Raw genomic sequence first — 23,140 nt, forward strand, 5'->3', positions numbered from 1 at the left:
TGCCGTTTTGGCATGTGGCTTTCACCTATAAAAAACGCGCGTTTTCCCAATGCGAAATGAGTCAAAAACGACTTTCGGAATCATATGCACACATATGGCCCCAAAGGTCAGTTTGTGGTCAGGTTGAAATCGGGATTTATAGGGGTAAACACCGCCAAAGCAACATATACGCACCGGCGTCATGCGTCTTCCGCACCAGTCGGGTGCCAAAAATATTTCAGGTTGTTCTGAAACTCAGGACATGGGCGGCGTCGCGGAAAGGATCTCCTCGATGGTGGTCAGGCCTTCAGCCACCTTCAGGGCGCCACCCAGGCGCAGGGGACGCATGCCTTCCGACACCGCCTGACGTCGCAGCGCATCGATATTGGGCTCGTTGGAGACTTTCTCCTTGAAGCCCTCGGTGACAGTGAGCAACTCGTAAAGGCCCATACGCCCCCGGAAGCCAGTGAGGCGGCAATCGACGCAGCCGACGGGTTTGTAGGGCCGGTAGCCACCGTTGATCTGCCAGGGTTTGACCAACTCTGCCAGCGCCTCGCGCGGGGCAGCATCATCTTTTTCACGGCAATTGCCGCACAGGGTGCGCACCAGCCGCTGGGCCAGCACGCCCAACAGGGTCGCGTTGATCAGGTAGGAAGGTATGCCCAGTTCCATCAGCCTTGATACGGCCGAAGGGGCATCGTTGGTATGCAGCGTGCTGAAGACCAGATGGCCTGTCAGTGCTGCCTGCACGGCCATTTCCGCCGTTTGAAGGTCGCGGATCTCGCCCACCATGATGATGTCCGGGTCCTGCCGCATGAGCGCGCGCAGGCCTTCTGCAAAATCGAAATCGAGGTGCGGCTGGACCTGGGTCTGGTTGAACGCAGACTCGATCATTTCAATCGGGTCCTCCACCGTGCTGACATTGACCTCTTCAGTGGCGAGCCGCTTGAGGGTTGAATAGAGCGTGGTGGTTTTGCCCGAGCCGGTCGGGCCTGTGACGAGGATGATGCCGTAGGGCCGTTTGACCAATTGCTCCCAGCGGTCGGCATCGTGTTGCGAGAATCCAAGACCGTCAAGATCCTTGACTGTGGTGTCCGGGTCAAAAATACGCATGACCATTTTTTCGCCAAAGGCCGTCGGCAGGGTGGAAAGCCGCATTTCGATCTCGTCGCCGCGCGGGTTCCGGGTCTTGATGCGTCCATCCTGGGGGCGGCGCTTTTCAACGACGTCCATACGGCCCAGCAACTTGATGCGTGCCGTCATCGCGTTGTGAACGCCCATGGGCAACTGATAGACAAGATGCAGGACGCCGTCGATGCGAAAACGTATGACACCCTGCTCGCGGCGCGGCTCCAGATGGATGTCGCTGGCCCGCTGGTCGAAGGCGTATTGCCAGAGCCAGTCCACCACCTGCACCACACCCTGATCGTTGGCATCGAGCTGCTTGTTGGTCTTGTTGAGCTCAACAAGCTGCTCAAAACTGGCGGAGCCGGAATTGCCGCCTGCCTTGATTGCCGCCTTGACGGATTTGGCGAGCGCAAAAAACTCGGCTGTGTATTTGGTGATCTCCAGAGGATTCGACACAACCAGGCGCACAGTCCGCTTGGCCTGGCGTTCGATCTCGGGTATCCAGTCCGTGACGAAGGGCTCGGACGTCGCGACAATCACTTCCGAACCCTTGACCTGCACCGGCAGGACCTTGTGGCGCTCGGCGTAAATTGCTGACATGGTGTCGGATACCTTGCCAACCTCGACTTTCAGCGGGTCTATGCGCAGGTATGTCAAACCGGCACGCCCCGCCAGCCACTCTGTCATGGTCTCTATATCCAGCGGCCGGCCGTCAGAAGAGCGGGTCATGCTCACACTGGCCAGCCGTGCCAGTGGCTGCAATGAACTCTGCGCCTGCGAGCAGCGCGCGATGGTTCGCTGCGCTTCAGCCTGGCTGATGATGCCGTCCTCCGCCATCCATTCGACCAGCCGTCGCCAGTCCAGCGGCCCGACGTGGGGCGGTTTTGCCGCGCTTTTACGTGAGGAGGCTGGGGGGGTTGGGGGCATCACTGCACTCATGGCTTCACTTTAACGCATAGGGCCAGCGGAAAACAGGCACCGTAGTTGGGGCGATGTAAAGCCATCACACCACAGGCCTGAATATGCGCAGCCACTTTTTCGCAGGCAAATCCCAGCGCGACTGAACATCCGCGGCCCGCAGCAACAGGTCGCCCCTGTCGGGACGGGAAGGTTCACGCTGCGCCATGACCACGGTGTTCCCCTCGCGTGTGGGGGTAAAAGCCCACAAGGCCTGCGGCCCGAAGGCCTCCGCGATTTTTTCCAGTGATGCCTGGTAACTCGAATCGCGGCCGAACAGGTTGACCGTCATCACACCATCTTCGGCCAGCAGCTCATGGCAGTCGGCATAAAAAGCTGCGCTGTCCAGAACCGGTGCCGCCGCCTCGTGGTCATACAGATCCACATGCAGCAGGTCCACGGTTTCACGGTGCTGCGGTTTTTTGATTTCCTGGGACGCATCGGCCTCTATGACACGCAGGCGCATGTCGTCCTTGGGCAGTTTGAACCAGCCGCGGCAGGCCGCGATTACCTGCGGATTGATCTCAATCGCAGTGGTCTTCATGCGCAGTTTTTTGTAGCAGAACTTGGTCAGCGCGGCAGAGCCCAGACCCAGTTGCATGGCATGCTTTTTTGGCAAGCCGGCAGGCTGGGCAAACAGCAGGCCGGCCATCATGCGCTGGACGTATTCAAGCTCTATGTCCCAGGGCTTGTCTATCAGCATGGACCCTTGTACCCACTCGGTGCCCAGATGCAGATAACGTTTGTCACCAAAGTCAGAAAAGTTGACTTCGGGCAGCGGCACCGTCTTCGATATTTCCTTTTTTGCCATCAGCTCAATCCATGTTTTTCAAAAACTTCACGCCACGCGGCAAGCTTGCGCTCAAAACTCCATGAGGCGTTGGCGGGACTGGTAGATGGCAACTTATAAACGGGCAGACCGGTCTGCATCGTGTGCCTTGAGTGTTTGAAGCTCTCCCCGCCATTGTGTGCAATGGCCTCCAGCCTGGGGCACAGCTTATCAAGCAGGGTGAAGTTGTTGAGTACAGCATTACGGATGCTGGTATCGAGGCTGCCCTCGCGCTCGCATGAGGCATACACATCCCAGAGGCCGAGCTTTTTCGAAAGCAGCCATTCGCTGTGTGCCTCGTAGCCCATTCCCATCGCGTCCAGGGGCCAAATAGCTTGCAGGATTTTCCAGAACTGGTTTTGCGGATGGCCGTAATACTGCTGGGCCTTCAGCGATGCAAGCCCGGGGAAGCTGCCCAGTATCAACAGTCGCGTATCGGCGGACACCAGCGGCGGCAAGGATGTCAGCACAGGGTTTGGCAAGGTACTCACGCGGCTACCAGGCCACGCAACTTCGGCAAGGCGGCCAGGGCATTGGCCGTGGTCGCGATAGCCAGCGCCTGGGGAGTCATGCACCTGAGCGACGCGACCACCTCCGCGATGCGCGGCAACTCTGCCGGTTCATTGCGACCCTGGGCCTGGCCCTGCTCCCGGTCTGCGGCAGTTTTGTAAAGCCAGTAGGGCGGGATGTCGGGCGAGTCGGTTTCCATCACCAGCGCATTCAGCGGCAGCTCAGCCGCAAGCCGGCGCAACTGCAAGGCAGGCTCGAAAGTCACTGCCCCGCCAAAGCCCAGCCTGAAACCCAGCTTGACGAATTCCTGCGCCTGCTGGTCGCTGCCGTTGAAGGCGTGACCTATGCCAGTCCAGCCGGCCTCGGGCACGATCTCGCGCAGATGCTTGAGCAGCTTGTCGGCTGAGCGCCTCACATGAAGAATGACAGGCAGGCCATGCTTGCGGGCCAGCTTGAGCTGGGCGCGGTAAAAGAATTCCTGTCGCTCCCGCATCAGGCTTGTGGTCAACGCTGGCACGAAATAATCGAGTCCAATCTCACCGACTGCGACAAGGCGCGGGTCGGCCCTGGCCCGGCCCAGCGCCTCATCCAGGGTTTCCAGATCCGCCTCTGCTGCGTCAGGAACGCAAAGGGGGTGTATGCCCAGGGCGTAACTCCAGGAAAACGCATGGGCCAGCCCGGCCACCTTGCTGAAATTGCCGGCTGCTACAGCAGGTATGACACAGTGGGTGACCCCGGCGGCAACGGCGCGCGCATGCACAGCCATGGCCTCGCCCGCAAATTCTGCCGCGTCAAGATGGCAATGCGTGTCTATCCAGAAAGTCATGGTGCAGGAAAGGCGGGGTAGTACATAAAGGCAGGGGATATTGACACAGAAGCGTCATAAGCAGAATGAGTACCTGTGACAGCCAAAGCGCGTGCACGGATGCAAAAATCGTGATACCTTGCTTGCGTCAGCCCGGATATTTCCCTGATTTTGACACCAACCTCACAGGTGAACGGATGCGAAGGCCAGCCCTCTACAGCAGTTCCACACGCCCTGCAGCGACGCAGGGCCCAGGCCCCGGCGGCGACCCGCCACTGGCAGGGCAAATCGTCATGACAGGTGCCGCCCCATCCCGGATGGCACGGCTAAGGCGACATCTTTCCCCCACCAATCTCTACCTGCTTTGGTCCGTGGTGGGCGTGCTGGCGCTCATGCTGGGTATCAGCCTGTTCATGTCCACCCGTCAGGGCGCGCAGCGGCTGACGCAGGAACACATCAACGCGGCTGTCCTGAAAACGCTTGAAAACACCATACTTCCCTCCCCGGCCGCCAAGGCCTACGACCTCATTGCCCCGTCGGTGGTGCGCGTGATCGGACTTGGCGAGGAAGCCGATGACAAGGTAGCCGTTAATGGCAAGCCGGGCAAAGACCCCAAAAATGCCGGCAAGGATGCCAAAGATGGCAAGGAGCCAAAAGAAATACAGCGCAGCGTGGGTACCGGCGTGGTCATCGTCGACAAGGGCATCATCCTCACCAACCTGCATGTCGTGCAGGGTGCAAAAATCATCAAAATCACCTTTGCAGACGGCCTGGAAACGACGGCATCGGTCATAGGCGTGCAGCCTGAAAATGACCTCGCCGTGCTGCAGGCGCACAAAATTCCGGACGACATGATTGCCGCCACCATGCGCTCGACCGCAGACCTCAGGCCCGGCGACCAGGTCATGGCCGTTGGTTTTCCGTTTGGCATCGGTCCCTCAGCCTCCGCAGGCGTCGTCTCCGGCCTCAAGCGCAACTTCCGTTCGCCGGAAGGCAAGCAGGAAATGACCAACCTGATCCAGTTTGATGCGGCAGCGAACCCCGGTAATTCCGGCGGCCCGCTGGTCACCATGGACGGGGAGGTCGTCGGCATCGTCACCGCCATCTACAACCCCAACCAGCAACGCACTTTTGTCGGTATAGGCTTTGCCGTGCCGATTGAAAATGCGGCCGCCGCTGCGGGAATGCCGCCGTTCTAGTTTCAAATTCGCGGCATTTTTGAACTTTGCAGCCGTGCCCGCCTCTGTCTGAAACACCTGTTTATTGAAGGATCTCCATGGACTCGTTCAACCCGGAAAACGCATCGGCCAACCAGGACACCGCCCAGTTGATGGAGCAGATTCTTTATGAGGTCAAACGTGTGGTGGTCGGCCAGGACCGCTTTCTTGAGCGCGTCATGGTGGCCATCCTCGCGCAGGGGCATTTGCTGGTTGAGGGTGTCCCCGGCCTGGCCAAAACCCTGACCGTCAAGACGCTGGCCGAGACGGTGCGCGGCAACTTCAAACGCATACAGTTCACGCCCGACCTGGTGCCCGCCGACCTGGTCGGCACCCGCATCTACAACCAGAAGACCGGCGAATTCACCACCTCGCTGGGCCCGGTATTCACCAACCTCCTGTTGGCCGACGAAATCAACCGCGCCCCGGCCAAGGTGCAGAGCGCCCTGCTCGAAGTGATGCAGGAGCGCCAGGTCACCATCGCCGGCGTGACGCACAAGGTGCCCTCGCCCTTTCTTGTCATGGCGACCCAGAACCCGATTGAAACAGAGGGTACCTACCCCCTGCCCGAAGCCCAGGTTGACCGCTTCATGATGAAGGTGCTGGTCGACTACCCCACCGATGAAGAAGAGTTTGTGATTGTGCAGCGCGTCACAGGCCCGGCCGTCGCCGTGTCCAGCGTGGCCACAACCGAACAACTTGCAGCCCTGCAGGCCGAATGCCGCAGGATTTATGTCGACCCTTCGCTGGTGCAATATGCAGTGAAACTGGTCTCCGCCACGCGCAACCCTGAAAAGCACGGCATCAAGGGCCTGTCGCAGTTCATCACCTTCGGTGCCAGCCCGCGCGCCACCATCAACCTCACCGAAGGCGCTCGCGCACTGGCCATGCTGCGTGGCCGCAGTTATGCCCTGCCCGAGGACATGACCGACCTGGTTCCCGACGTGCTGCGTCATCGCCTTGTGTTGTCATATGAGGCCCTGTCAGAAGGGCTGACAGCCGATGCAGTTGTCGGAAAGATCATGGCAAAGGTTCCTGCTCCCGCAAAACCCCTGGCCCATGAAAAACTCGCAGCTTAGCCCCCACGCTCCGCCGCTGCGCGGGTCGCTGCCCCCCGAGGGGGCCGCTGCGCCTGCGGCCCGGCAAAGCCGGTTCCACGGCCCCGGCCTGCATAAGAGGCAGTTTCGTTTCTCTTCATGCCGTTACGACGGTCTTTCGCCATCCGTATCTGGAGTTTGCGAATGAGCACACCGACATCCGGCGCAGCCGGTGCGGAGCAACTGCTCAAGCGCCTTGAGTGGACGGTGCTGCGCCGCCTCGACGGCCTGCTGCAGGGCGACTACCGCACGCTGCTGCGCGGCACTGGCATGGACCTCGCCGACCTGCGCGAATACCAGCACCATGATGACGTTCGCCATATCGACTGGAATGTCACGGCGCGTCTGGAAATACCCCACGTCCGCGTCTTTACCGAAGACCGCGAGATGAGCGCCTGGTTTCTGCTGGACCTGAGCCCCTCCATGGATTTCGGTTCCGGCGAACAGCGCAAACGCAACGTGTCTGCAGAGTTTGTCGCCGTGCTGGCCCGCATGCTGACCCGCCATGGCAACCGCGTAGGCGCCATGCTGTATGGCTCCGGCGTTGACACCGTGGTCCCCGCGCGTGGCGGCAGGCACCACGTCCTGCATTTGTTGCACAAGCTGCAGACACGTCCCGAGTCGCCACAGGCTGGCACGACCAAACTGCATGAATTGCTTGAATCGGGTGCCAACCTGATCAAGCGGCGCTCCACCATTTTTGTGGTGTCCGACTTCATCAGCGAGACGGGCTGGGAGAAGCCTCTTGGCCTGCTGGCCCAGCGCCATGAGGTTGTGGCCGTACGCCTGCTTGACCCGCTGGAACTGCAGTTGCCTGACCTCGGCCTGATCCCGATTCGCGACGCAGAAACCGGCGAACAGTTGCTGGTCGACACGCATGACGCAGGTTTCCGCAAGCGTTTTGCCCGCATTGCCGCACAGCGTGAATCGGATTTGCGGCAGTCGCTGGTGCGCGCCGGCGTGGATGCGCTGGAACTTTCAACCGATGACGACCTGGTCAATGCGCTGATGCGTTTCACCGACCTGCGCAAGCGCCGCAGCCGCGCATCGTCTGGCGCCATGCCTGCACACCTGAAGCGGGCGGCATAGGCCCGCAGACAGAAGACTGAAGGACATCCATGACTTTTCTCTGGCCCGAATTCCTGTGGTTGCTGCTGGTCCTGCCGCTGCTGGTGCTTCTGTATGTCTGGCTGCTGCGCCGCAAGAAAAAGATGGCGCTGCGTTATGCAAGCCTGTCCATCGTGCGCGAAGCCATGGGCAAAGGCCAGAGCTTCCGCCGGCACATACCGCCCATTCTTTTCCTGCTTTCGCTGGCTGCGATGTTGATCGCATCGTCCCGACCTTTCGCGGTCGTCACCCTGCCTTCACAACGCGAAACCATCATCCTGGCGATGGACGTGTCCGGCAGCATGCGCGCCACTGACGTGCAACCCAATCGCCTGGTCGCCGCGCAGAACGCCGCAAAAGCCTTTCTGAAAGACCTGCCGCGCAATGTGCGGGTGGGCATAGTCGCATTTGCAGGAACTGCTTCGGTGGTGCAGCCATCCACACTGAGCCGTGAAGACCTGAGCGCGGCCATTGACAAGTTCCAGCTGCAGCGCGGCACGGCCATAGGTAACGGCATCGTGGTGTCGCTGGCAGAGATTTTCCCGAATGCAGGCATCAGCCTTGACGCCATGCAAAACGGCCGCGACCGCCAGCGCGGCGTGTCACTGGACCAGGCCGGCAAGGACAAGGACGCCAAACCGGCTTTTGTACCGGTCGCGCCGGGCTCATACACCTCGGCTGCCATCATTTTGCTGACCGACGGCCAGCGCACCACAGGCGTCGATTCACTGGAGGCCGCCAAGGTCGCTGCAGACCGCGGCATACGTGTCTACACCGTGGGCGTCGGCACCGTCGATGGCGAGACCATAGGCTTTGAAGGCTGGTCCATGCGCGTCAAGCTCGATGAAGAAACCCTCAAGGGCATTGCCCGCACGACGCAGGCCGAATACTTTTATGCCGGCACGGCAGCCGACCTCAAAAAGGTTTATGAGACGCTGAGTTCGCGACTTGCCGTTGAGAAGAAAGAAACCGAGATCTCCGGATTGATGGCTTTGGTAGCGGCAGCGCTGGCACTGCTGTCTGCAGGCCTGTCACTGGCCTGGTTCAACCGGATTCTCTGACGCAGCCGCTTCAGCTCTTCACATTGCACTCGCGCCGCAGCAGGGCCAGTGCGTCATTCAAGGCGTGCACTGAATCGCTTTCAAGCGTCTGCTGCGCTTCATCCACAAAGCCAAGCCACAACTGCAGGTAGTCGCCCTGGTATTGCAGAGGCGCATGGTCCAGGATGTATTGCCTGGCAAGCTCAACCTCAATGCCTGACTTCTGGATCTTGCGAATCAGCGTGGTCGCGGTCTTTTCTGTCAGCAGCGTTTTGGGCGCAGCACCGGCAGCCACACATAAAAACAGGGTAAGCAGGGAGCCCTCATCGCTATTACCACCTGTGGCTTTGCTCCAGGCAAGCGAGGTTTCACGGTCATGGTGATCGACCTCGCTCAAACCATCTTCCAGCCAGAAATACCGGCCCATGAAGGCAGGCGTCTGGTCAAACAGGCGGCGGACGGGCAGGCTTGCATCCAGCACCTTGATGCCATCGGCCAGCACGGATTGCCGTACCGCATTGACCACGCCGCCAAATTCAACCGGCAGGTTTTTGGGCAAGTCCAGTTTGAACCCGGACACATTGGCTGCATATTTTTTTCGCAGCGCTGCAATCATTTTTTCAAATGCAACCCAGTCCGGCATTTTGCTGCGGCCACAGGCCATGACCAGCAGTGCCGTGCGGATCACCGCCTCGGCATCCTTGCCGGCCTCTTCAAGGTCATCGGCGTCCATGCCCAGTTCATCTGCCAGCCAGATGGCAGCGTCAATGACATCTGCAACCTGCCTGCGCTTTGAAAGCTCGGCCTGGTAGTCGACCAGGCTGCGCAGCGACCATTTCGCCAGCAGCGGGATATGCGTATCGGTAAAGCCGCCGCGCTCGTTCATGCCGAAATGGCTGTTCTGCGGCATGGCGATCATGGCCTTGAGCATGTCCGATCCGCCTTTGGAACGAGACAGAAAGGAATGGTCGCGCAGCGACTCCGCCGCCTGGCGCAAGTCACCGCCAGATGTACTTTCCAGATAGAGGCTCACCAGGTTGACGATGCGCGCCCTGGCGGTCTCAAGTTCGGGGCGCAAAAACTCGCTGCCGAAGTAACGCGCGATCTGCACCATGCCCTTGGGCGCATCGGTGCAGATCGCATCAAGCTTTGCCTGGTCGATGATGCCGTTCCGAATGCCGTACTGCAGCGCCTTTTCGAAAAAAGGCCGGGCGTCGTAGAGTGAGATCGACGAGAGTTCAGCGGCAGCGTTTGTTGACATGGAGACAGGCGCTTCTTCTTGAAACGAGGCCTTCAGATGGCTGACTCTTCATCCGACTCACGCGCACTCGGCGTCGCCTTGCCTCTATCGGTGTCACCGGTTTCGACCTTGCCATCGTCTTCTTCGGCTTCTTCTTCGTCATCAAGGCCAGCGTCATGCGCGCTCGCCTTGGCGCGAAGCACCATCAGCATCTCGATAAAAAGGTCTGTGCATTCGTAACGCAGTATCCAGGCCAGCTGCATCCAGTCCGCGTCTGCCACTTCATCCTGCGAGAGTACAGGTTTGGCATAAGCCGAGGCCAGCAGCGCCGTCTGCGACAGCATCTCGCCGTGATCTTCCATCGCGTCAAAGGTACCGGTGCGGGCAAAGGCCTCGATGCGGCTCCACTGGTCTGAAAAATAGTCAGCCAGCGCCTCACTGCCACCGTCAAGATCGCCAATAGCATTGAGAAACTCAACCGGCTCGGCATCTTCCCGAAAGATGATGGAATTGACCATGCCACGCAGGTGGGTGCGGGTCAGGTCCTTGTACTGCTTTTCAATCACCACGGCACGCGCAAACTGCTGCGGGCTGACCAGCAGGTTGATGACCGACTCTTTGGAGTTGTCGTACTCACGTATCACCGCCAGAATGTCCTTGGCCGGCAACTGCTCCAGCACCACCATCAGCGCGGAGTCACCTTCAGCGTCAGCAAGTTCAACCAGCGCAGATTCGGCGCCCACGATGTCGCCTGCGGCAATCAGGGTCTGGGTCTTGGTGATGAGGGCAAGGTGGTTCATGGCTTGAAATTCTTTGTATTTACTCTTTACGGTCGAAGCCCTGGTCGGCGAGCCAGTCGCCGCCGGCCTCTTCATCGGTGCGCGCATTACCATCGCCGGCATCGTCGCTGGACTGGGCACGGCCCTCGTCCACATCGTGTTCACGTTCCCGGTCATCGTCTTCACCGTCGTCCTCATGGTCGCCGGCGCTTTGAGAAACCGGGCCGGGCCTTCCGGCCATGTACTCGAGCCCTGCAGCGACCGTCATGAACCACTCACCGCCCGGCTCCTGCAACACCACATCGGCCATGTCCTGCGCCCACGGCGTGAGGCCAACGGCATCAGACAGGCTGCTCCACTCGGGGAACTCATCGGCTTCGTGCGTGAGTAAATGGTCCATCACGGCCGGCAGCCTGAAGTTGAAACCCTGGTGCAACACGACAGCCACCATCTCGGGGCTGAGTTCCATCATCTGCACCAGAAAACCGAGCTCCTGGCGTTTGTCAGCCAGGCGCTGGCGCAGCACATCGCGGCCTTCAGAGTCAAAGCGCAGGTCATCGAGTTCCGATATATAGGCCGAACGCAGGTCGGTGAAGAAGGGTGAAATGCTCATGCAGCGGTGTGTTTCATGTTGCTGCGTTGTCAAGGCAGGGAGTTAAAAGGCTTGAAATACGCAGCCCATATTTCACGGGCTGTATCAATGGGACTGTCCAGCAGGTTGCGGCGGCGGTTGTCGTCATAGGCCTGACGCTTGTCCGCATCCGACAGCACGTCATAGGCTTCCTGCACCGCACGGAAGCGCGCCGCTGCCTCAGGCGCCGCGTTCCTGTCGGGGTGCCAGAAAGAGGCCTGCTGGCGAAAGGCTTTTTTGACATCTGCCAGGGTAGCGGCGCTGCTGAGGCCAAGAGAGGTGTAGTGGTCTGTCAAAGCTCGGTGGGTAAATTACAGCCCGAATGGCAGGTTATGAACCGCGCCCTGAATGGCATCAGGAAGTGGCCATGGTCAGCACGGGCAACCCTCCATTATCAGGGAAAGAGCCAAAATTTCCTTGCTCCCGCGTATATCCCCGGCAATCGTCCCCGGAGATAAGGATCTGGCTCTCTGCCTTGCCCCTTCCTGGGGGTCAGAACTTCTTCATGGAGATGACGCCCTGGTAGATTGAGTTCTCGACCGTGGACGTACTCAATGACCATACAGCAAAGGGCTCGCCATTGCGCCTGATGTTGTAGGTGATGGTGGTCTGGTTCCGGTTGCTGAAAATCGGAAGGGCATCCGTCTGGTACCCCGATTCCCTGGGAGGCAGCCAGGTTTTGAACGCCGAAGTCAATGCCGCCGCGTCCACCTTTCTGGCGTAGACGCTGCACAGGTTGCCCGGCTTTGCGCTGACAGCAAAGTACCCGAATTCGTTCTGCTCTACCCAGACCGGCGCATCTGCACTGCCTGCAAACCTGGCTGCCGCCTGAGGCTCAAGCCGCTGCAGGCCCAATTGCTGCGCGGCCTCTTCAATCGTGATGCGCTCGGCCACGGTGCCCATGCACAACTGCATGAACCGTTTCATGGCGTGCTGGGCCGGACGTACGTCAACCGGCGTCTGCGACCAGACCGTTGCAGTGACAAGCGCCAGCATGAGAACGGCTGTTTTGGCCACTTCCCTGACAGACACCCTGGACAGTGAGATGGGCAAGGAATACACGGCCTGCGTCCCCGTTTACACGCCGGTCGACGGCAGCGTCAACTTGCCTGACACCAGCTTCAACTGACGCCCGCAGCGCGCCGCCAGCGTCTCGTCATGCGTGACCATCACAAAAGCCGTGCCCTTGTCCCGGGCCAGCTGCAACATGAGGTCGAACACGCCATCGGCTGTTGAACGATCGAGATTGCCGGTCGGCTCGTCGGCCAGTACACAGGCCGGGTTGGTGACCAATGCACGTGCAATCGCCACGCGCTGGCGCTCGCCGCCGGAAAGTTCTGCGGGCCGATGGTGAATGCGCTCTTTCAGGCCGACTGCAGCCAGCATGGCCGTCGCGACTTCATTGGCTTTGGCGGGTGTCTCGCGGCGAATCCACAGCGGCATGGCCACGTTGTCGAGCGCACTGAACTCCGGCAGCAGGTGATGGAACTGGTACACAAACCCGAGGTGTTTGTTGCGCAGTTCGCCCTGCTGCTGGGGTGACAGCGATGACATCAGCTGGCCCTTGAGTTCGACCTGCCCGCTGGTAGGCGCATCAAGCCCGCCCATCAGGTGCAGCAAGGTGCTTTTGCCCGAACCCGACGAACCGACAATGGCCAGCGTTTCGCCGGCATTCACCTGCAAATCGACGCCGTGCAAAACGGTCAAATCGATCAGGCCTTCATGGAACCGTTTGGTCAGGCCAGTAGCCTTGAGAACAACTTCACTCATAACGCAATGCCTCCGCAGGATTCACGCGGCTGGCACGCCAGCTGGGGTAAATGGTGGCAAGAAATGACAGGATCAGCGAGATCACAACAATCGGCATGATGTCGCTGTACTGCGGCTCACTCGGCATTCGGCTGATGAGGTAGATGTCTTTCGGCAAAAAGCTGGCATTGAGAAGGCGCTCCAGCGCCGGCACGATGACATCGATATTGAGCGCAATGCCCAGGCCCAGCAGCAGGCCAGACAGCGTGCCTATCACACCGACCAGCGCGCCCTGCACCATGAAGATTTTCATGATGCTCTTAGGGCTGGCACCCAGCGTGCGCAGGATGGCGATGTCGGCGCGCTTGTCGGTCACCGTCATCACCAGCGTGCTGACCAGGTTGAAGGCGGCCACGGCCACGATAAGCGTGAGGATGATGAACATCATGCGTTTTTCAAGCTGCACGGCAGAGAACCAGGTCTTGTTCTGCTGCGTCCAGTCACGTATCAGCAGGTCGCCACTGAGCGAGCGTGACAGCTCAACTGCCACTTCGCGCGCCTGATGCAAATCCTTCAGCTTGATGCGTATGCCGGTCGGGCCTTCAAGCCTGAAGATTTTTGCAGCGTCGTCCTGGTGCAGCATGACCAGCGCCGAGTCATATTCAAAGTGACCGGAATTGAAGGTGCCAACCACCGTCATCTGCTTGAGGCGCGGCACCACACCGGCTGGCGTGACCTGGCCGCTGGGCGCGATCAGCGTGACGGTATCGCCTTCACGCACACCCATGGCGCGGGCCAGCTCACCGCCCAGAACCACGCCGAACTGGCCTGGCACCAGCCTGGCCAGCGTGCTGACAGATGTGGCCGCAAGGTCAGTGACCTGGCCTTCAAGCGCCGGGTCAATGCCACGCACAAGCGTGCCCTTCATGTCTTCGCCACGGGCCAGCAGGGCCTGGGCAGAAATAAAGGTGGCGGCACCCACCACCGACTTGTTGGCCTTGATCTCGGCCAGTGTTTTTTGGGCGTCAGGCAGCGCCGCACCGCCGGGAGCAAACACTTCGATGTGCGAGATGACACCCAGCATGCGGTCGCGCACTTCCTTCTGGAAGCCGTTCATCACGCTGAGCACGATGATGAGCGCCGCCACGCCGAGCGCGATGCCGAGCATGGACACGCCGGAGATAAATGAAATAAAACCGTTTCGCCGTGTCGCCCGGCCTGCGCGCGTGTAGCGCCAGCCGAGGATCAGTTCGTAGGGGATTTGCGTGGACATAGAAAGCAATTGTGGCATCCCGGACAATAGCCCCATGTCAGCCAGTTCCGCCGTTCAATCCTCCCACCTTGTGATGCCGTTCGCTGCCTGCAGCGGCGACAACTGGCTCGCCGCCATGAAGGCCTTGCCCGCCGGCAGCCTGAAAAACCTGGGCAAATTGCTGCAGGGCATGAAACTGGTCGAAACAAGTGCAGGCGAGGCGCTGTCACTCTCAACCCCGCATGAACGGCTGCTGGCCAAAGCGCTTGGCCTGAACGACGCGGTTGATGGGCTCATCGCCTGGGCGGCACTTGAGGCTGCGGAAAAAGGCATGGGCACCGGCAAGGCCTGGGCTTTCATCACCCCCTGCCACTGGACCATGGGCCGCGAACACGCCACCATGACAGACCCGGCTGCGCTCGGCATGACGCCTGAACAATCACAAACCCTGCTGGCCGCAATGCAGCCCTACTTTGAGACGGAGGGCATCACCCTGCATTACGCCGCGCCTGACCGCTGGCTGGCTGAAGGCGAAATATTCCGCCACCTGGCGACCGCTTCGCTGGATCGGGTACTGGGGCGCAATGTGGACCCGTGGCTGCCGGGCACAAAGCGTCCCGACGGCCGCCGCGCCGGGCCGTCCCAAGCAAGGCCAGCCCCCTCGGGGGGCAGCGCATCACACGAAGTGGAAAGCGTGGGGGCCATATTGAGGCGTCTTCAAAACGAAATGCAGATGCTGCTTTACACCCACCCGCTCAATGATGAACGTAGCGGGCAGCGCCTGCGCCCCGTCAACTCCTTCTGGATCAGCGGCACAGGCGCGTTGAGTGAGCCACCACCCACGCCGCAAGCCCCTGTTACAGCGCCCCGGACACTGACGCACGCCGCGTTCACCGACGACTGGGCCGCCTACGCGCAGGCCTGGACGCAACTGGACGAAGGCGAGATCAAAAACCTGCTCGCACAGCAAAGTGCGGGCCAAACCGTACGACTCAGCCTGTGCGGCGAACGCAACGCCCAGACCTTTGAGACCGCGCCGCAAGGCATCTTCAGCCGCATATCAAACCTGCTGTCTCCCGCATCGCCGCTGGCCGTGCTGGAACAGCTTTAGAGCCTGTTTATGAACTGTAGGGGGTCGCGCAAGCACCTTGTCGGGATGGGCTGCAAGGCGCGGTGCGCCGCCAATAGCTGGCTATTGGCAAGCAGCGCAACGCAGCAGACCGCCCGAGAAGGTGCTTGCCCTTCGGGTTGGGGTGAAATCGGGCGATTGCGCCGCCCAGGCCCTTGCATGAGCATGAGCCCATGCAGCATGCCCGGACAGCACACTCATCCCGATTGCACCCCAACGCGACCCGCTACAGTTCATAAACAGGCTCCAACACAAGAAACGACAAAGCCAACATGAAAATCCAGGTACGCGACGTACCCCCACGCAGCGTCTGGGCGCTGCAACAGGCCGGCATCCACCCGCTGCTGGCCCAGCTGTATGCAGCGCGCGGCGTGAACTCACCCGACGAACTGGATGACGGCCTGGCGCGCCTGCTGCCGCCCGCCGGCATGCTTGGCACACAGGCCGCTGCACGCCTGCTGGCCAATGCCATGGCCGCGAATAAAAAGATCTGCGTGGTGGCCGATTACGACTGCGACGGCGCCACCGCCTGCGCCGTCGCCCTGCGCGGCCTCAAGCTGCTGGGTGCCACCAACGTCAGCTACCTCGTGCCCGACCGCGTGGTCGACGGCTATGGTTTGACGGCGCCGATTGCAGACCGCGTCAAGGCCACGGGCGCCGATGTGCTCGTGACGGTCGACAACGGCATTGCCAGCATGGACGGCGTGGCGCGCGCCAAAGCCCTGGGCATGCAGGTCCTGGTGACCGACCACCACCTGCCGGCGCTGAAAGACGGCCAGATCGTGCTGCCCGATGCCGACGTGATCGTGAACCCCAACCAGCCCGGCTGCACGTTCGAGAGCAAATCGATTGCCGGCGTGGGGGTGATGTTTTATGTGCTGCTGGCACTGCGGGCCGAGCTGCGCGAACGCGGCGTCTTCACCGCCCAGAATCAGCCCAAGGTCGATGTGCTCTTGCCATTGGTCGCGCTGGGCACGGTTGCCGATGTGGTCAGGCTCGATGCCAACAACCGCCGCCTGGTCGCGCAGGGCCTGCGCCGCATACGCGCAGGTTACCTGCCTGCGGGGCTGGCCAGCCTGTTCACCGCTGCGGGCCGCAAAGCCAATGTGGCAACGACCTTTGATTTCGGTTTTGCCCTGGGCCCGCGCATCAATGCTGCCGGCCGACTCAGCGACATGACGCTGGGCATCGAATGCCTGCTGACCGACGACGCAGGCCGCGCCGACGAACTGGGCCGCACGCTGGACGGCATCAACCGCGAGCGCCGCGACATCGAGGCCGGCATGCGTGAGCAGGCGCAAATGGCCGCCGACGCGATGATCGATGTCGACGAGGTGCCGCCGCCGGCGATTGCGATTTTTGACCCCGACTTCCACGAAGGCGTGGTCGGCATCGTCGCCTCGCGCATCAAGGACAAGCTGCACAGACCAACATTTGTCTTCGCGGCCAGTCAGGCGCTGGGCAGGGAGCACGAACTCAAGGGCTCGGGACGCTCGATCGCCGGTTTTCATTTGCGCGATGCGCTTGACCTGGTCGCCAAGCGCCACCCCGGCGTGCTGCTGCGTTTTGGCGGCCACGCGATGGCGGCGGGCTGCACCATCAGCGAAGAGAACTTTGAGACCTTTGAAAGCGCCCTGCAGCAGGTCGCCCACGAATGGCTGGACGCCGCCACGCTGACGCGCCGTATGGACACCGACGGCCCGCTGGCTGCCGAGTACCGCCGCACCGACATGGTCGACACGCTGCACAAGGAAGTCTGGGGCCAGGGTTTTGCCGCGCCGACCTTCAGCGAAGAGCTTGAAGTCGTGTCGCAGCGCCTGGTGGGCGAAAAACACCTGGCGCTCAAGCTCAAACACCAGGGCCAGCCGGTGGACGGCATCTGGTTCGGCCATACCGAGCCGCTGCCCGCACGGGTGACGCTGGCCTTCCGGCTGGATGCGGACGAGTGGCAGGGCGTGCGCCGGGTGCGGTTTCTGGTCGAAGCTGCGGAAATCAAGGCTGGCTGAGATTACCGCGTGACGCTATACATTTAATAGCTGATCACGTGCGTATCTATTGGTCTGGAGGCCAATTTGGCACTTGAAAATACCTGTTTTTGGGCATTTTTGGTCGCCTGACGGCATAAAACACGGTCAAAATTCAGCATATGCCAAGGCATATGCTGAAACGCTTATTTCCCGAGCGCCCGGCTTGTTCAATCCATCAGTCCGTATTCGCCACCGCGTTCGATCGCTTTTTTGTAGGCAGGTCGGGCGTGAATGCGCTTGAGGTAATCCATCAGTTTCGGGCGGCTGGCGTCCAGTCCGGCGCGAGCCGTGGCGGCTTCGATGGGGAAACTCAGCTGGATGTCTGCTGCCGAGAACTCTTCGCCTGCAAACCAGGTGCTCTTGCCGAGCTCGCTTTCGAGGTAGTCCAGGTGGGTGGTGATATTGGGCGAGATGAAAGCGGCCTTGGTCTTGCCCGAGATCGCTTTGGCAATCGGTTTGGCAAAAAACGGCATGGGCGAGCGCTCTATCTTGTCGAACACCAGCTTGAGCAAGAGCGGCGACATCAGCGAGCCTTCTGCATAGTGCAGCCAGTAGCGGTAGCGAAGGTAGGCGGGGGTGCCGGGCGCGGGCGACAACTTGCCCTGGCCGTAGCGCTCGATAAGATACTCAATGATGGCGCCCGATTCGGCCAGCGTCAGGTCGCCATCAGTGATCACAGGTGATTTGCCCAGCGGGTGAATGGCGCGCAGCGAAGGCGGCGCCAGCATGGTTTTGGGGTCACGCTCGTAGCGCTTGATCTCGTAGTCAAGCCCCAGCTCTTCAAGCAGCCAGAGCACACGCTGCGAGCGCGAGTTGTTGAGGTGGTGAACGACGATCATGGGCTGCTCTTTCGTTTGAAACTGGATGCCTCATTGTGCCGCTTGCCCACGCAGCCAGGGGGGTAAGCCCGCTGTTGCAAAGCAGGCCCCGGGCGCAAAGCCTAAAATGACTTGGTGACTTCCCCGACCACGCCAGCCGCCAGCATCCTCAACGCCGACCTGCACTGCCACTCGGTGGTCTCCGACGGCACGCTGACACCCGAAGCCCTCGCCGAACGTGCAGCCGCCAATGGTGTGGAGCTCTGGGCCCTGACAGACCATGACGAAATCGGCGGCCAGAGGCGCGCTGCAGCCGCGGCCAAAGCCAACGGCATGCGCTACCTCACCGGCACGGAAATCTCAGTCACCTTTGCCAATGAAACCGTGCACATCGTCGGTTTGGGTTTCGATGCGGATGATGCCGAGATGCTCAAGGGCCTGCATGCGACCCGCGGCGGCCGCAGCGAGCGTGCGATGGAAATGTCTGACGGCCTGGCCAAAGTCGGCATCAAGGGCGCTTATGAAGGCGCACTCAAATTCGTCGGCAACCCCGAACTGATTTCGCGCACCCACTTTGCACGTTTTCTGGTCGAGGGCGGCCATTGCAAGGACACCTCGGAAGTCTTTCGCAAATACCTCACCGAAGGCAAACCTGGTTATGTGCCGCACCGCTGGGCTTCGCTGCGCGATGCCGTGCAATGGATCACCAGCGCCAAAGGCATGGCCATCATTGCGCACCCCGCGCGCTACAAATTCACGCCGAATGAAGAGTACGCACTGTTCACCGAGTTCAAGAACCACGGCGGGCGCGGCGTTGAAGTCGTCACCGGCAGCCACACCGCTCAGGAATACGTGAAGTACGCCGAAACCGCAAAAGAGTTCGGCCTGGCCGCCTCGCGCGGCAGCGACTTCCACAGCCCCGACGAAAGCCACACCGACCTGGGCACGCTGCCTTTCCTGCCGGGCGGTCTCACGCCCGTGTGGGAACTGCTGGCGGACCGCATCCAGTGAGCCGGCCCGCGTCTGCCGCTGCAGGCAGCGCCCTGGCGGGCATTGCGTTGACAGTGGCGGCCATGGCCTGTTTTGCCACACTGGACACCACCACCAAATATGTCACCGCCACCGTGCCGCTGCTGATGGCGCTGTGGTTTCGCTACGCTTTCCAGGCCGTGGTCACCACCATCGCTGTGCTGCCTGTTCGCGGGCTCGCAGTACTGCGCACCGCCCACCCCCGGTTCCAGTTGCTGCGTGGCGTGCTGCTGCTCTTGAGCAGCCTGTTCGCCTTCCTGAGCCTGCGCTACATGCCGGTTGGCGAATTCACCGCGATTGTGATGATCACGCCGCTGATCATCACCTTGCTGGCGTCCACCTCGCTGGGCGAAAAAGTATCAACGCTGCGCTGGGTGCTGGTGGTCGGCGGCTTTACAGGCGCCATGGTCATCATTCGCCCCGGCGCCTCAAGCTTCAGCTGGGCCACGCTGCTACCTCTCAGCCTGGTAGTCTCCAACTCGTGGTTTCAGGTGCTGACCAGCAAAATGGCAAAAACCGAAGACCCGGTCACCATGCACCTGTATACGGGCTGGGTCGGCGCGCTGATCGTCACTGTTACCCTGCCTTTTGTCTGGACCTCAGAGATCTCAACGCTCAACTGGGGCCTGCTGCTGGTAATGGGCGCCCTGGCGTCGATAGGTCACTTCATGCTGATCCTCGCCTACAAGCGTTCACCCGCAGCCAGCCTGACGCCCTACCTGTATGCCCAGATCGGCTTTGCCATGGTCGGCGGCTGGCTGGTGTTCTCGCATGTACCTGACCGCCTGTCCACGATGGGCATAGTGATGATTGCGGTCTGCGGCGTGGGCGGCGCCTGGCTGGCATTTCGCGAAAGCCGCTCGGCCCGGCAGGTCGAAGTACAACCAGTGGAAGCATAAGACCTGTCAAGCCATGGCCCAGTTTTTTGAAATCCATCCCGAGAACCCGCAAACCCGGCTGTTAAAACAGGCCGTGGCGCTGCTTGAAAAAGGCGGCATTGCAGCGGTGCCCACAGATTCGAGCTACGCCCTCGTCTGCCACCTTGACGACAAGGCTGCTGCAGACAGCCTGCGGCGCATACGCGGTGTTGATGACAAACACCACCTGACCTTGCTGTGCCGCGACCTGAGCGAGCTGGCCAGCTATGCGCGGGTCGACAACCGACAGTTCAGGCTGCTCAAAGCCGCCACACCCGGCCCCTACACCTTCATCCTTGAAGCCAGCAAGGAAGTACCGCGCCGCCTCAGCCACCCCTCACGCAAGACGATTGGCCTGCGTGTGCCCGAACACAAAACCCTGCAGTGCCTGCTGGAGCTGCACGGCGCGCCGTTGCTGGCCACCACCCTCATACCGCGCGGCGAGACAGATCCGCTCAATGATGCACAGGACATCCGCCAGCTGCTGGAGCATGAACTCGCCGCCGTGATTGACGCAGGCGCCTGCCACCAGGAACCATCCACCGTCATCGACCTCACGCCCATGGGTGATGGTGGTGAGGCAATCGTCACCCGCCAGGGCCGCGGCGACGTGGCGCGGCTGGGGTTGTAGGACCTGTCTTCCGGTAAATCGCCTCCGCGCTGGGGCTGCAAGGGGTGCAGCGCTAGGCGCGACCCGCCGGCCGGGGTAATCCCCGGTCAAGGGCCGCAACAACGCGGGGCATCTCTTGCAGCCCCAGCGCGCCGGGGATAATCACCGGATGGACATTTCCAACCTTATCCAAACCGTCGCCATCTATGCGCTGCCGGTCCTCTTCGCCATCACCATCCACGAGGCTGCCCACGGTTATGTCGCGCGCTACTTCGGCGACAACACAGCGTGGTCCATGGGGCGGGTGACGCTTAACCCCATCAAGCACATCGACCCGCTGGGCACCATTGCGATGCCGCTGCTGCTGTACTTTGCAACGTCGGGCGCCTTCCTGTTCGGTTACGCCAAACCCGTGCCGGTGAATTTTGGCAATCTGCGCCACCCCAAACGCGACATGATCTGGGTTGCGCTGGCGGGTCCCGCGTCCAACTTCATACAGGCCATTCTCTGGGCGCTGGCACTGGTCGTCATGGCCCTCATGGGTGTGCAGGAAGAGTTTTTCATCAAGATGGCGCAGGCTGGCGCGCTGGTCAACCTGGTGATGTGGGCCTTCAACCTGTTCCCGCTTCCGCCGCTTGACGGTGGCCGCATACTGGTCGGCCTGCTGCCGCTCAGGCAGGCGCTCTGGGTGTCGCGCATAGAGCCCTGGGGCTTTTTTGTCGTGATGGGCCTGGTGCTGGCTGGCGTGGTCGGCACCTACTGGCTGCGTCCGCTGATGTCTTTCGGCTACGGCGTGCTCAACCTCGTCACCTCGCCATTGCTGGCAATGCTTCGCTAATCCATTCATGACAACAGCTCCCAAACCCTTCGCATCCGGCACGGCCCAACGCTTCCTCACCGGCATCACCACCTCCGGCACACCGCACCTGGGCAACTACGTCGGCTCCATCCGGCCGTCAGTCGCGGCCAGCAAGGGGGCAGGCGCCGAAAGCTTTTACTTTCTGGCTGACTATCACGCCTTGATCAAATGTGACGAGCCCGAACGCATACAGCGCTCCACGCTCGAGATCGCCGCGAGCTGGCTGGCCTGCGGCCTTGACCCGGAGCGTGTGGTGTTCTACCGCCAGTCCGACATCCCCGAAATCCCCGAACTCACCTGGCTGCTGACCTGCGTAACCGGCAAGGGCGTACTCAACCGCGCGCATGCCTACAAGGCTTCAGTCGACAAGAACGAGGCGGCAGGCCATGACCCCGATGCCGACGTGACTGCGGGCCTGTTCATGTACCCGGTGCTGATGGGTGCCGACATTTTGATGTTCAAGGCGCACCAGGTACCCGTGGGCCGTGACCAGATCCAGCACATAGAGATGGCGCGCGACATGGCGCAGCGTTTTAACCACCTGTATGGCGATCACCTGGTGCTGCCAGAAGCGCTGATCGAAGAATCCGTCGCCACCCTGCCCGGGCTGGACGGCCGCAAGATGAGCAAGAGCTACGACAACACGATTCCGCTGTTCTCATCGCGTGATCAGCTCAAAAAGCTGATTGCCGGCATCGTCACCGACTCACGTGCCCCCGGCGAGGCCAAGGACACCGAAGGCTCTGCCCTGTTCCAGATCTATCAGGCCTTTGCAACTGAGGCCGAAACGGCCGCCATGCGCAAGGCCTATGCAGATGGCATTGCCTGGGGTGACGCCAAGGCCATGCTGCTCAACCGCATAGACCAGGACATCGCGCCCATGCGTGAGCACTATGAGTCGCTGATCAACAACCCGGCAAAAATCGAAGCCATCCTGCAGGCTGGAGGCGAGAAGGCGCGTGCGCTGTCTGCGCCCTTCATGCGAGAGTTGCGCCATGCGGTGGGCCTGCGCAAGCTGGCGGCCCCGGCTGCGCCGGTCAAACAAAAGTCAGCCAAGGCTGCCACCGCAGGCTTCAAGCAATACCGCGAAAGCGACGGGCAGTTTTACTTCAAGCTGGTCGGCAGTGACGGCAAGCTGCTTCTGCAAAGCCTGGGGTTTGCAGCGCCCCGGGACGCTGCGCAGGCCATCGCATCGTTACAGCAGCAGGGCGAGGCTGCACTGGCCGCACTCGCTGACCGGCTTGCTCCCCAGGAAGGTGTCGGCCCGGACGAAATTTCAGCAGCCTTGAAGCAGCTGCGGCACGCCGCTGATTGAAGCCTAAACATTTGGGTTACAAAGAAATAATTAGTTTGCGCACCTGTTGTTGTCGCGAACTGCAAATGCGACAAAATCCCGGTATTTAAAAATATTAGAGGCCATTCAATTTGACT

Annotated in this window: 23 protein-coding genes; 11 read left to right on the forward strand and 12 right to left on the reverse strand. The window is 61.0% G+C overall.

Going from position 1 to position 23,140, the window contains the following annotated elements:
• Positions 1 to 234: 234 nt before the first annotated feature.
• From HYX42_RS12460 to HYX42_RS12475, 4 genes are all read right to left on the reverse strand, one after another.
• Positions 235 to 2,046: a GspE/PulE family protein gene (locus tag HYX42_RS12460; RefSeq protein WP_293403396.1), complete on the reverse strand. Its 1,812-nt coding sequence runs from the start codon at positions 2,044 to 2,046 to the stop codon at positions 235 to 237.
• A 64-nt stretch (positions 2,047 to 2,110) separates the two neighbouring features.
• Positions 2,111 to 2,875, reverse strand: coding sequence for a spermidine synthase (locus HYX42_RS12465; RefSeq protein WP_293403398.1), 765 nt, complete (start codon positions 2,873 to 2,875; stop codon positions 2,111 to 2,113).
• The gene (locus HYX42_RS12470; protein WP_293403400.1) at positions 2,875 to 3,351 is read right to left on the reverse strand and encodes a DNA-deoxyinosine glycosylase; all 477 of its coding nucleotides are present in this window, start codon (positions 3,349 to 3,351) and stop codon (positions 2,875 to 2,877) included. The genes HYX42_RS12465 and HYX42_RS12470 overlap by 1 nt, the downstream gene beginning before the upstream one ends.
• Before the next feature lie 29 nt (positions 3,352 to 3,380).
• On the reverse strand, positions 3,381 to 4,229 hold the full coding sequence (locus HYX42_RS12475) for a TatD family hydrolase (RefSeq protein ID WP_293403402.1): 849 nt from the start codon (positions 4,227 to 4,229) through the stop codon (positions 3,381 to 3,383).
• Between the two features lie 176 nt (positions 4,230 to 4,405).
• Between HYX42_RS12475 and HYX42_RS12480 the strand changes: the two genes are divergently transcribed.
• The 4 genes from HYX42_RS12480 (at position 4,406) to HYX42_RS12495 (ending at position 8,690) form a co-directional block, all read left to right on the forward strand.
• Entirely contained in the window at positions 4,406 to 5,407 is a 1,002-nt protein-coding gene (locus HYX42_RS12480; RefSeq protein ID WP_293403404.1) for a trypsin-like peptidase domain-containing protein, read from the forward strand.
• 77 nt (positions 5,408 to 5,484) lie between these two features.
• The gene (locus HYX42_RS12485) at positions 5,485 to 6,504 is read left to right on the forward strand and encodes a MoxR family ATPase (protein ID WP_293403406.1); all 1,020 of its coding nucleotides are present in this window, start codon (positions 5,485 to 5,487) and stop codon (positions 6,502 to 6,504) included.
• A gap of 162 nt (positions 6,505 to 6,666) precedes the next feature.
• Positions 6,667 to 7,611, forward strand: coding sequence for a DUF58 domain-containing protein (locus HYX42_RS12490; protein ID WP_293403408.1), 945 nt, complete (start codon positions 6,667 to 6,669; stop codon positions 7,609 to 7,611).
• Between the two features lie 29 nt (positions 7,612 to 7,640).
• Positions 7,641 to 8,690: a VWA domain-containing protein gene (locus HYX42_RS12495; RefSeq protein ID WP_293403409.1), complete on the forward strand. Its 1,050-nt coding sequence runs from the start codon at positions 7,641 to 7,643 to the stop codon at positions 8,688 to 8,690.
• Between the two features lie 10 nt (positions 8,691 to 8,700).
• On the opposite strand, the gene HYX42_RS12500 is transcribed toward HYX42_RS12495, so the two are convergent.
• From HYX42_RS12500 to HYX42_RS12530, 7 genes are all read right to left on the reverse strand, one after another.
• The gene (locus HYX42_RS12500) at positions 8,701 to 9,930 is read right to left on the reverse strand and encodes a hypothetical protein (protein ID WP_293403410.1); all 1,230 of its coding nucleotides are present in this window, start codon (positions 9,928 to 9,930) and stop codon (positions 8,701 to 8,703) included.
• A 32-nt stretch (positions 9,931 to 9,962) separates the two neighbouring features.
• Complete coding sequence (locus HYX42_RS12505) at positions 9,963 to 10,709, reverse strand: hypothetical protein (RefSeq protein WP_293403412.1); 747 nt, start codon at positions 10,707 to 10,709, stop codon at positions 9,963 to 9,965.
• Positions 10,710 to 10,728: 19 nt separating this feature from the next.
• The gene (locus tag HYX42_RS12510; protein ID WP_293403414.1) at positions 10,729 to 11,301 is read right to left on the reverse strand and encodes a hypothetical protein; all 573 of its coding nucleotides are present in this window, start codon (positions 11,299 to 11,301) and stop codon (positions 10,729 to 10,731) included.
• Positions 11,302 to 11,330: 29 nt separating this feature from the next.
• Positions 11,331 to 11,615: a DnaJ domain-containing protein gene (locus tag HYX42_RS12515; protein ID WP_293403416.1), complete on the reverse strand. Its 285-nt coding sequence runs from the start codon at positions 11,613 to 11,615 to the stop codon at positions 11,331 to 11,333.
• A gap of 196 nt (positions 11,616 to 11,811) precedes the next feature.
• On the reverse strand, positions 11,812 to 12,381 hold the full coding sequence (locus tag HYX42_RS12520) for a hypothetical protein (protein ID WP_293403418.1): 570 nt from the start codon (positions 12,379 to 12,381) through the stop codon (positions 11,812 to 11,814).
• Between the two features lie 15 nt (positions 12,382 to 12,396).
• The gene (lolD, locus tag HYX42_RS12525; protein ID WP_293403420.1) at positions 12,397 to 13,089 is read right to left on the reverse strand and encodes a lipoprotein-releasing ABC transporter ATP-binding protein LolD; all 693 of its coding nucleotides are present in this window, start codon (positions 13,087 to 13,089) and stop codon (positions 12,397 to 12,399) included.
• The gene (locus tag HYX42_RS12530; RefSeq protein ID WP_293403422.1) at positions 13,082 to 14,341 is read right to left on the reverse strand and encodes a lipoprotein-releasing ABC transporter permease subunit; all 1,260 of its coding nucleotides are present in this window, start codon (positions 14,339 to 14,341) and stop codon (positions 13,082 to 13,084) included. The genes lolD and HYX42_RS12530 overlap by 8 nt, the downstream gene beginning before the upstream one ends.
• A gap of 34 nt (positions 14,342 to 14,375) precedes the next feature.
• On the opposite strand from HYX42_RS12530, the gene HYX42_RS12535 reads away from it, so the two are divergent.
• Positions 14,376 to 15,431 (forward strand): hypothetical protein, encoded by a 1,056-nt coding sequence (locus HYX42_RS12535; RefSeq protein WP_293403424.1) that lies wholly within the window; start codon positions 14,376 to 14,378, stop codon positions 15,429 to 15,431.
• A 290-nt stretch (positions 15,432 to 15,721) separates the two neighbouring features.
• A complete protein-coding gene (recJ, locus tag HYX42_RS12540; protein WP_293403426.1) occupies positions 15,722 to 17,455 on the forward strand; it encodes a single-stranded-DNA-specific exonuclease RecJ in 1,734 nt (577 codons plus the stop codon).
• Between the two features lie 188 nt (positions 17,456 to 17,643).
• On the opposite strand, the gene HYX42_RS12545 is transcribed toward recJ, so the two are convergent.
• A complete protein-coding gene (locus HYX42_RS12545; protein WP_293403428.1) occupies positions 17,644 to 18,315 on the reverse strand; it encodes a glutathione S-transferase in 672 nt (223 codons plus the stop codon).
• 114 nt (positions 18,316 to 18,429) lie between these two features.
• Between HYX42_RS12545 and HYX42_RS12550 the strand changes: the two genes are divergently transcribed.
• From HYX42_RS12550 to HYX42_RS12570, 5 genes are all read left to right on the forward strand, one after another.
• Positions 18,430 to 19,305, forward strand: a complete 876-nt coding sequence (locus tag HYX42_RS12550; RefSeq protein ID WP_293403430.1) for a 3',5'-nucleoside bisphosphate phosphatase — start codon at positions 18,430 to 18,432, stop codon at positions 19,303 to 19,305.
• Positions 19,302 to 20,222 (forward strand): DMT family transporter, encoded by a 921-nt coding sequence (locus HYX42_RS12555; RefSeq protein WP_293403432.1) that lies wholly within the window; start codon positions 19,302 to 19,304, stop codon positions 20,220 to 20,222. The genes HYX42_RS12550 and HYX42_RS12555 overlap by 4 nt, the downstream gene beginning before the upstream one ends.
• 13 nt (positions 20,223 to 20,235) lie before the next feature.
• Positions 20,236 to 20,871 carry an L-threonylcarbamoyladenylate synthase gene (locus HYX42_RS12560; protein WP_293403434.1) on the forward strand — a complete coding sequence of 212 codons (636 nt, stop codon included), beginning with the start codon at positions 20,236 to 20,238 and terminating at the stop codon, positions 20,869 to 20,871.
• Between the two features lie 148 nt (positions 20,872 to 21,019).
• Positions 21,020 to 21,688, forward strand: coding sequence for a site-2 protease family protein (locus HYX42_RS12565; RefSeq protein WP_293403436.1), 669 nt, complete (start codon positions 21,020 to 21,022; stop codon positions 21,686 to 21,688).
• A 7-nt stretch (positions 21,689 to 21,695) separates the two neighbouring features.
• Positions 21,696 to 23,024 carry a tryptophan--tRNA ligase gene (locus tag HYX42_RS12570; RefSeq protein ID WP_293403438.1) on the forward strand — a complete coding sequence of 443 codons (1,329 nt, stop codon included), beginning with the start codon at positions 21,696 to 21,698 and terminating at the stop codon, positions 23,022 to 23,024.
• The last annotated feature ends 116 nt before the right edge of the window (positions 23,025 to 23,140 follow it).

It is taken from the genome of Polaromonas sp., assembly GCF_016185115.1.
In the GTDB taxonomy this organism is placed as follows: domain Bacteria; phylum Pseudomonadota; class Gammaproteobacteria; order Burkholderiales; family Burkholderiaceae_C; genus Polaromonas.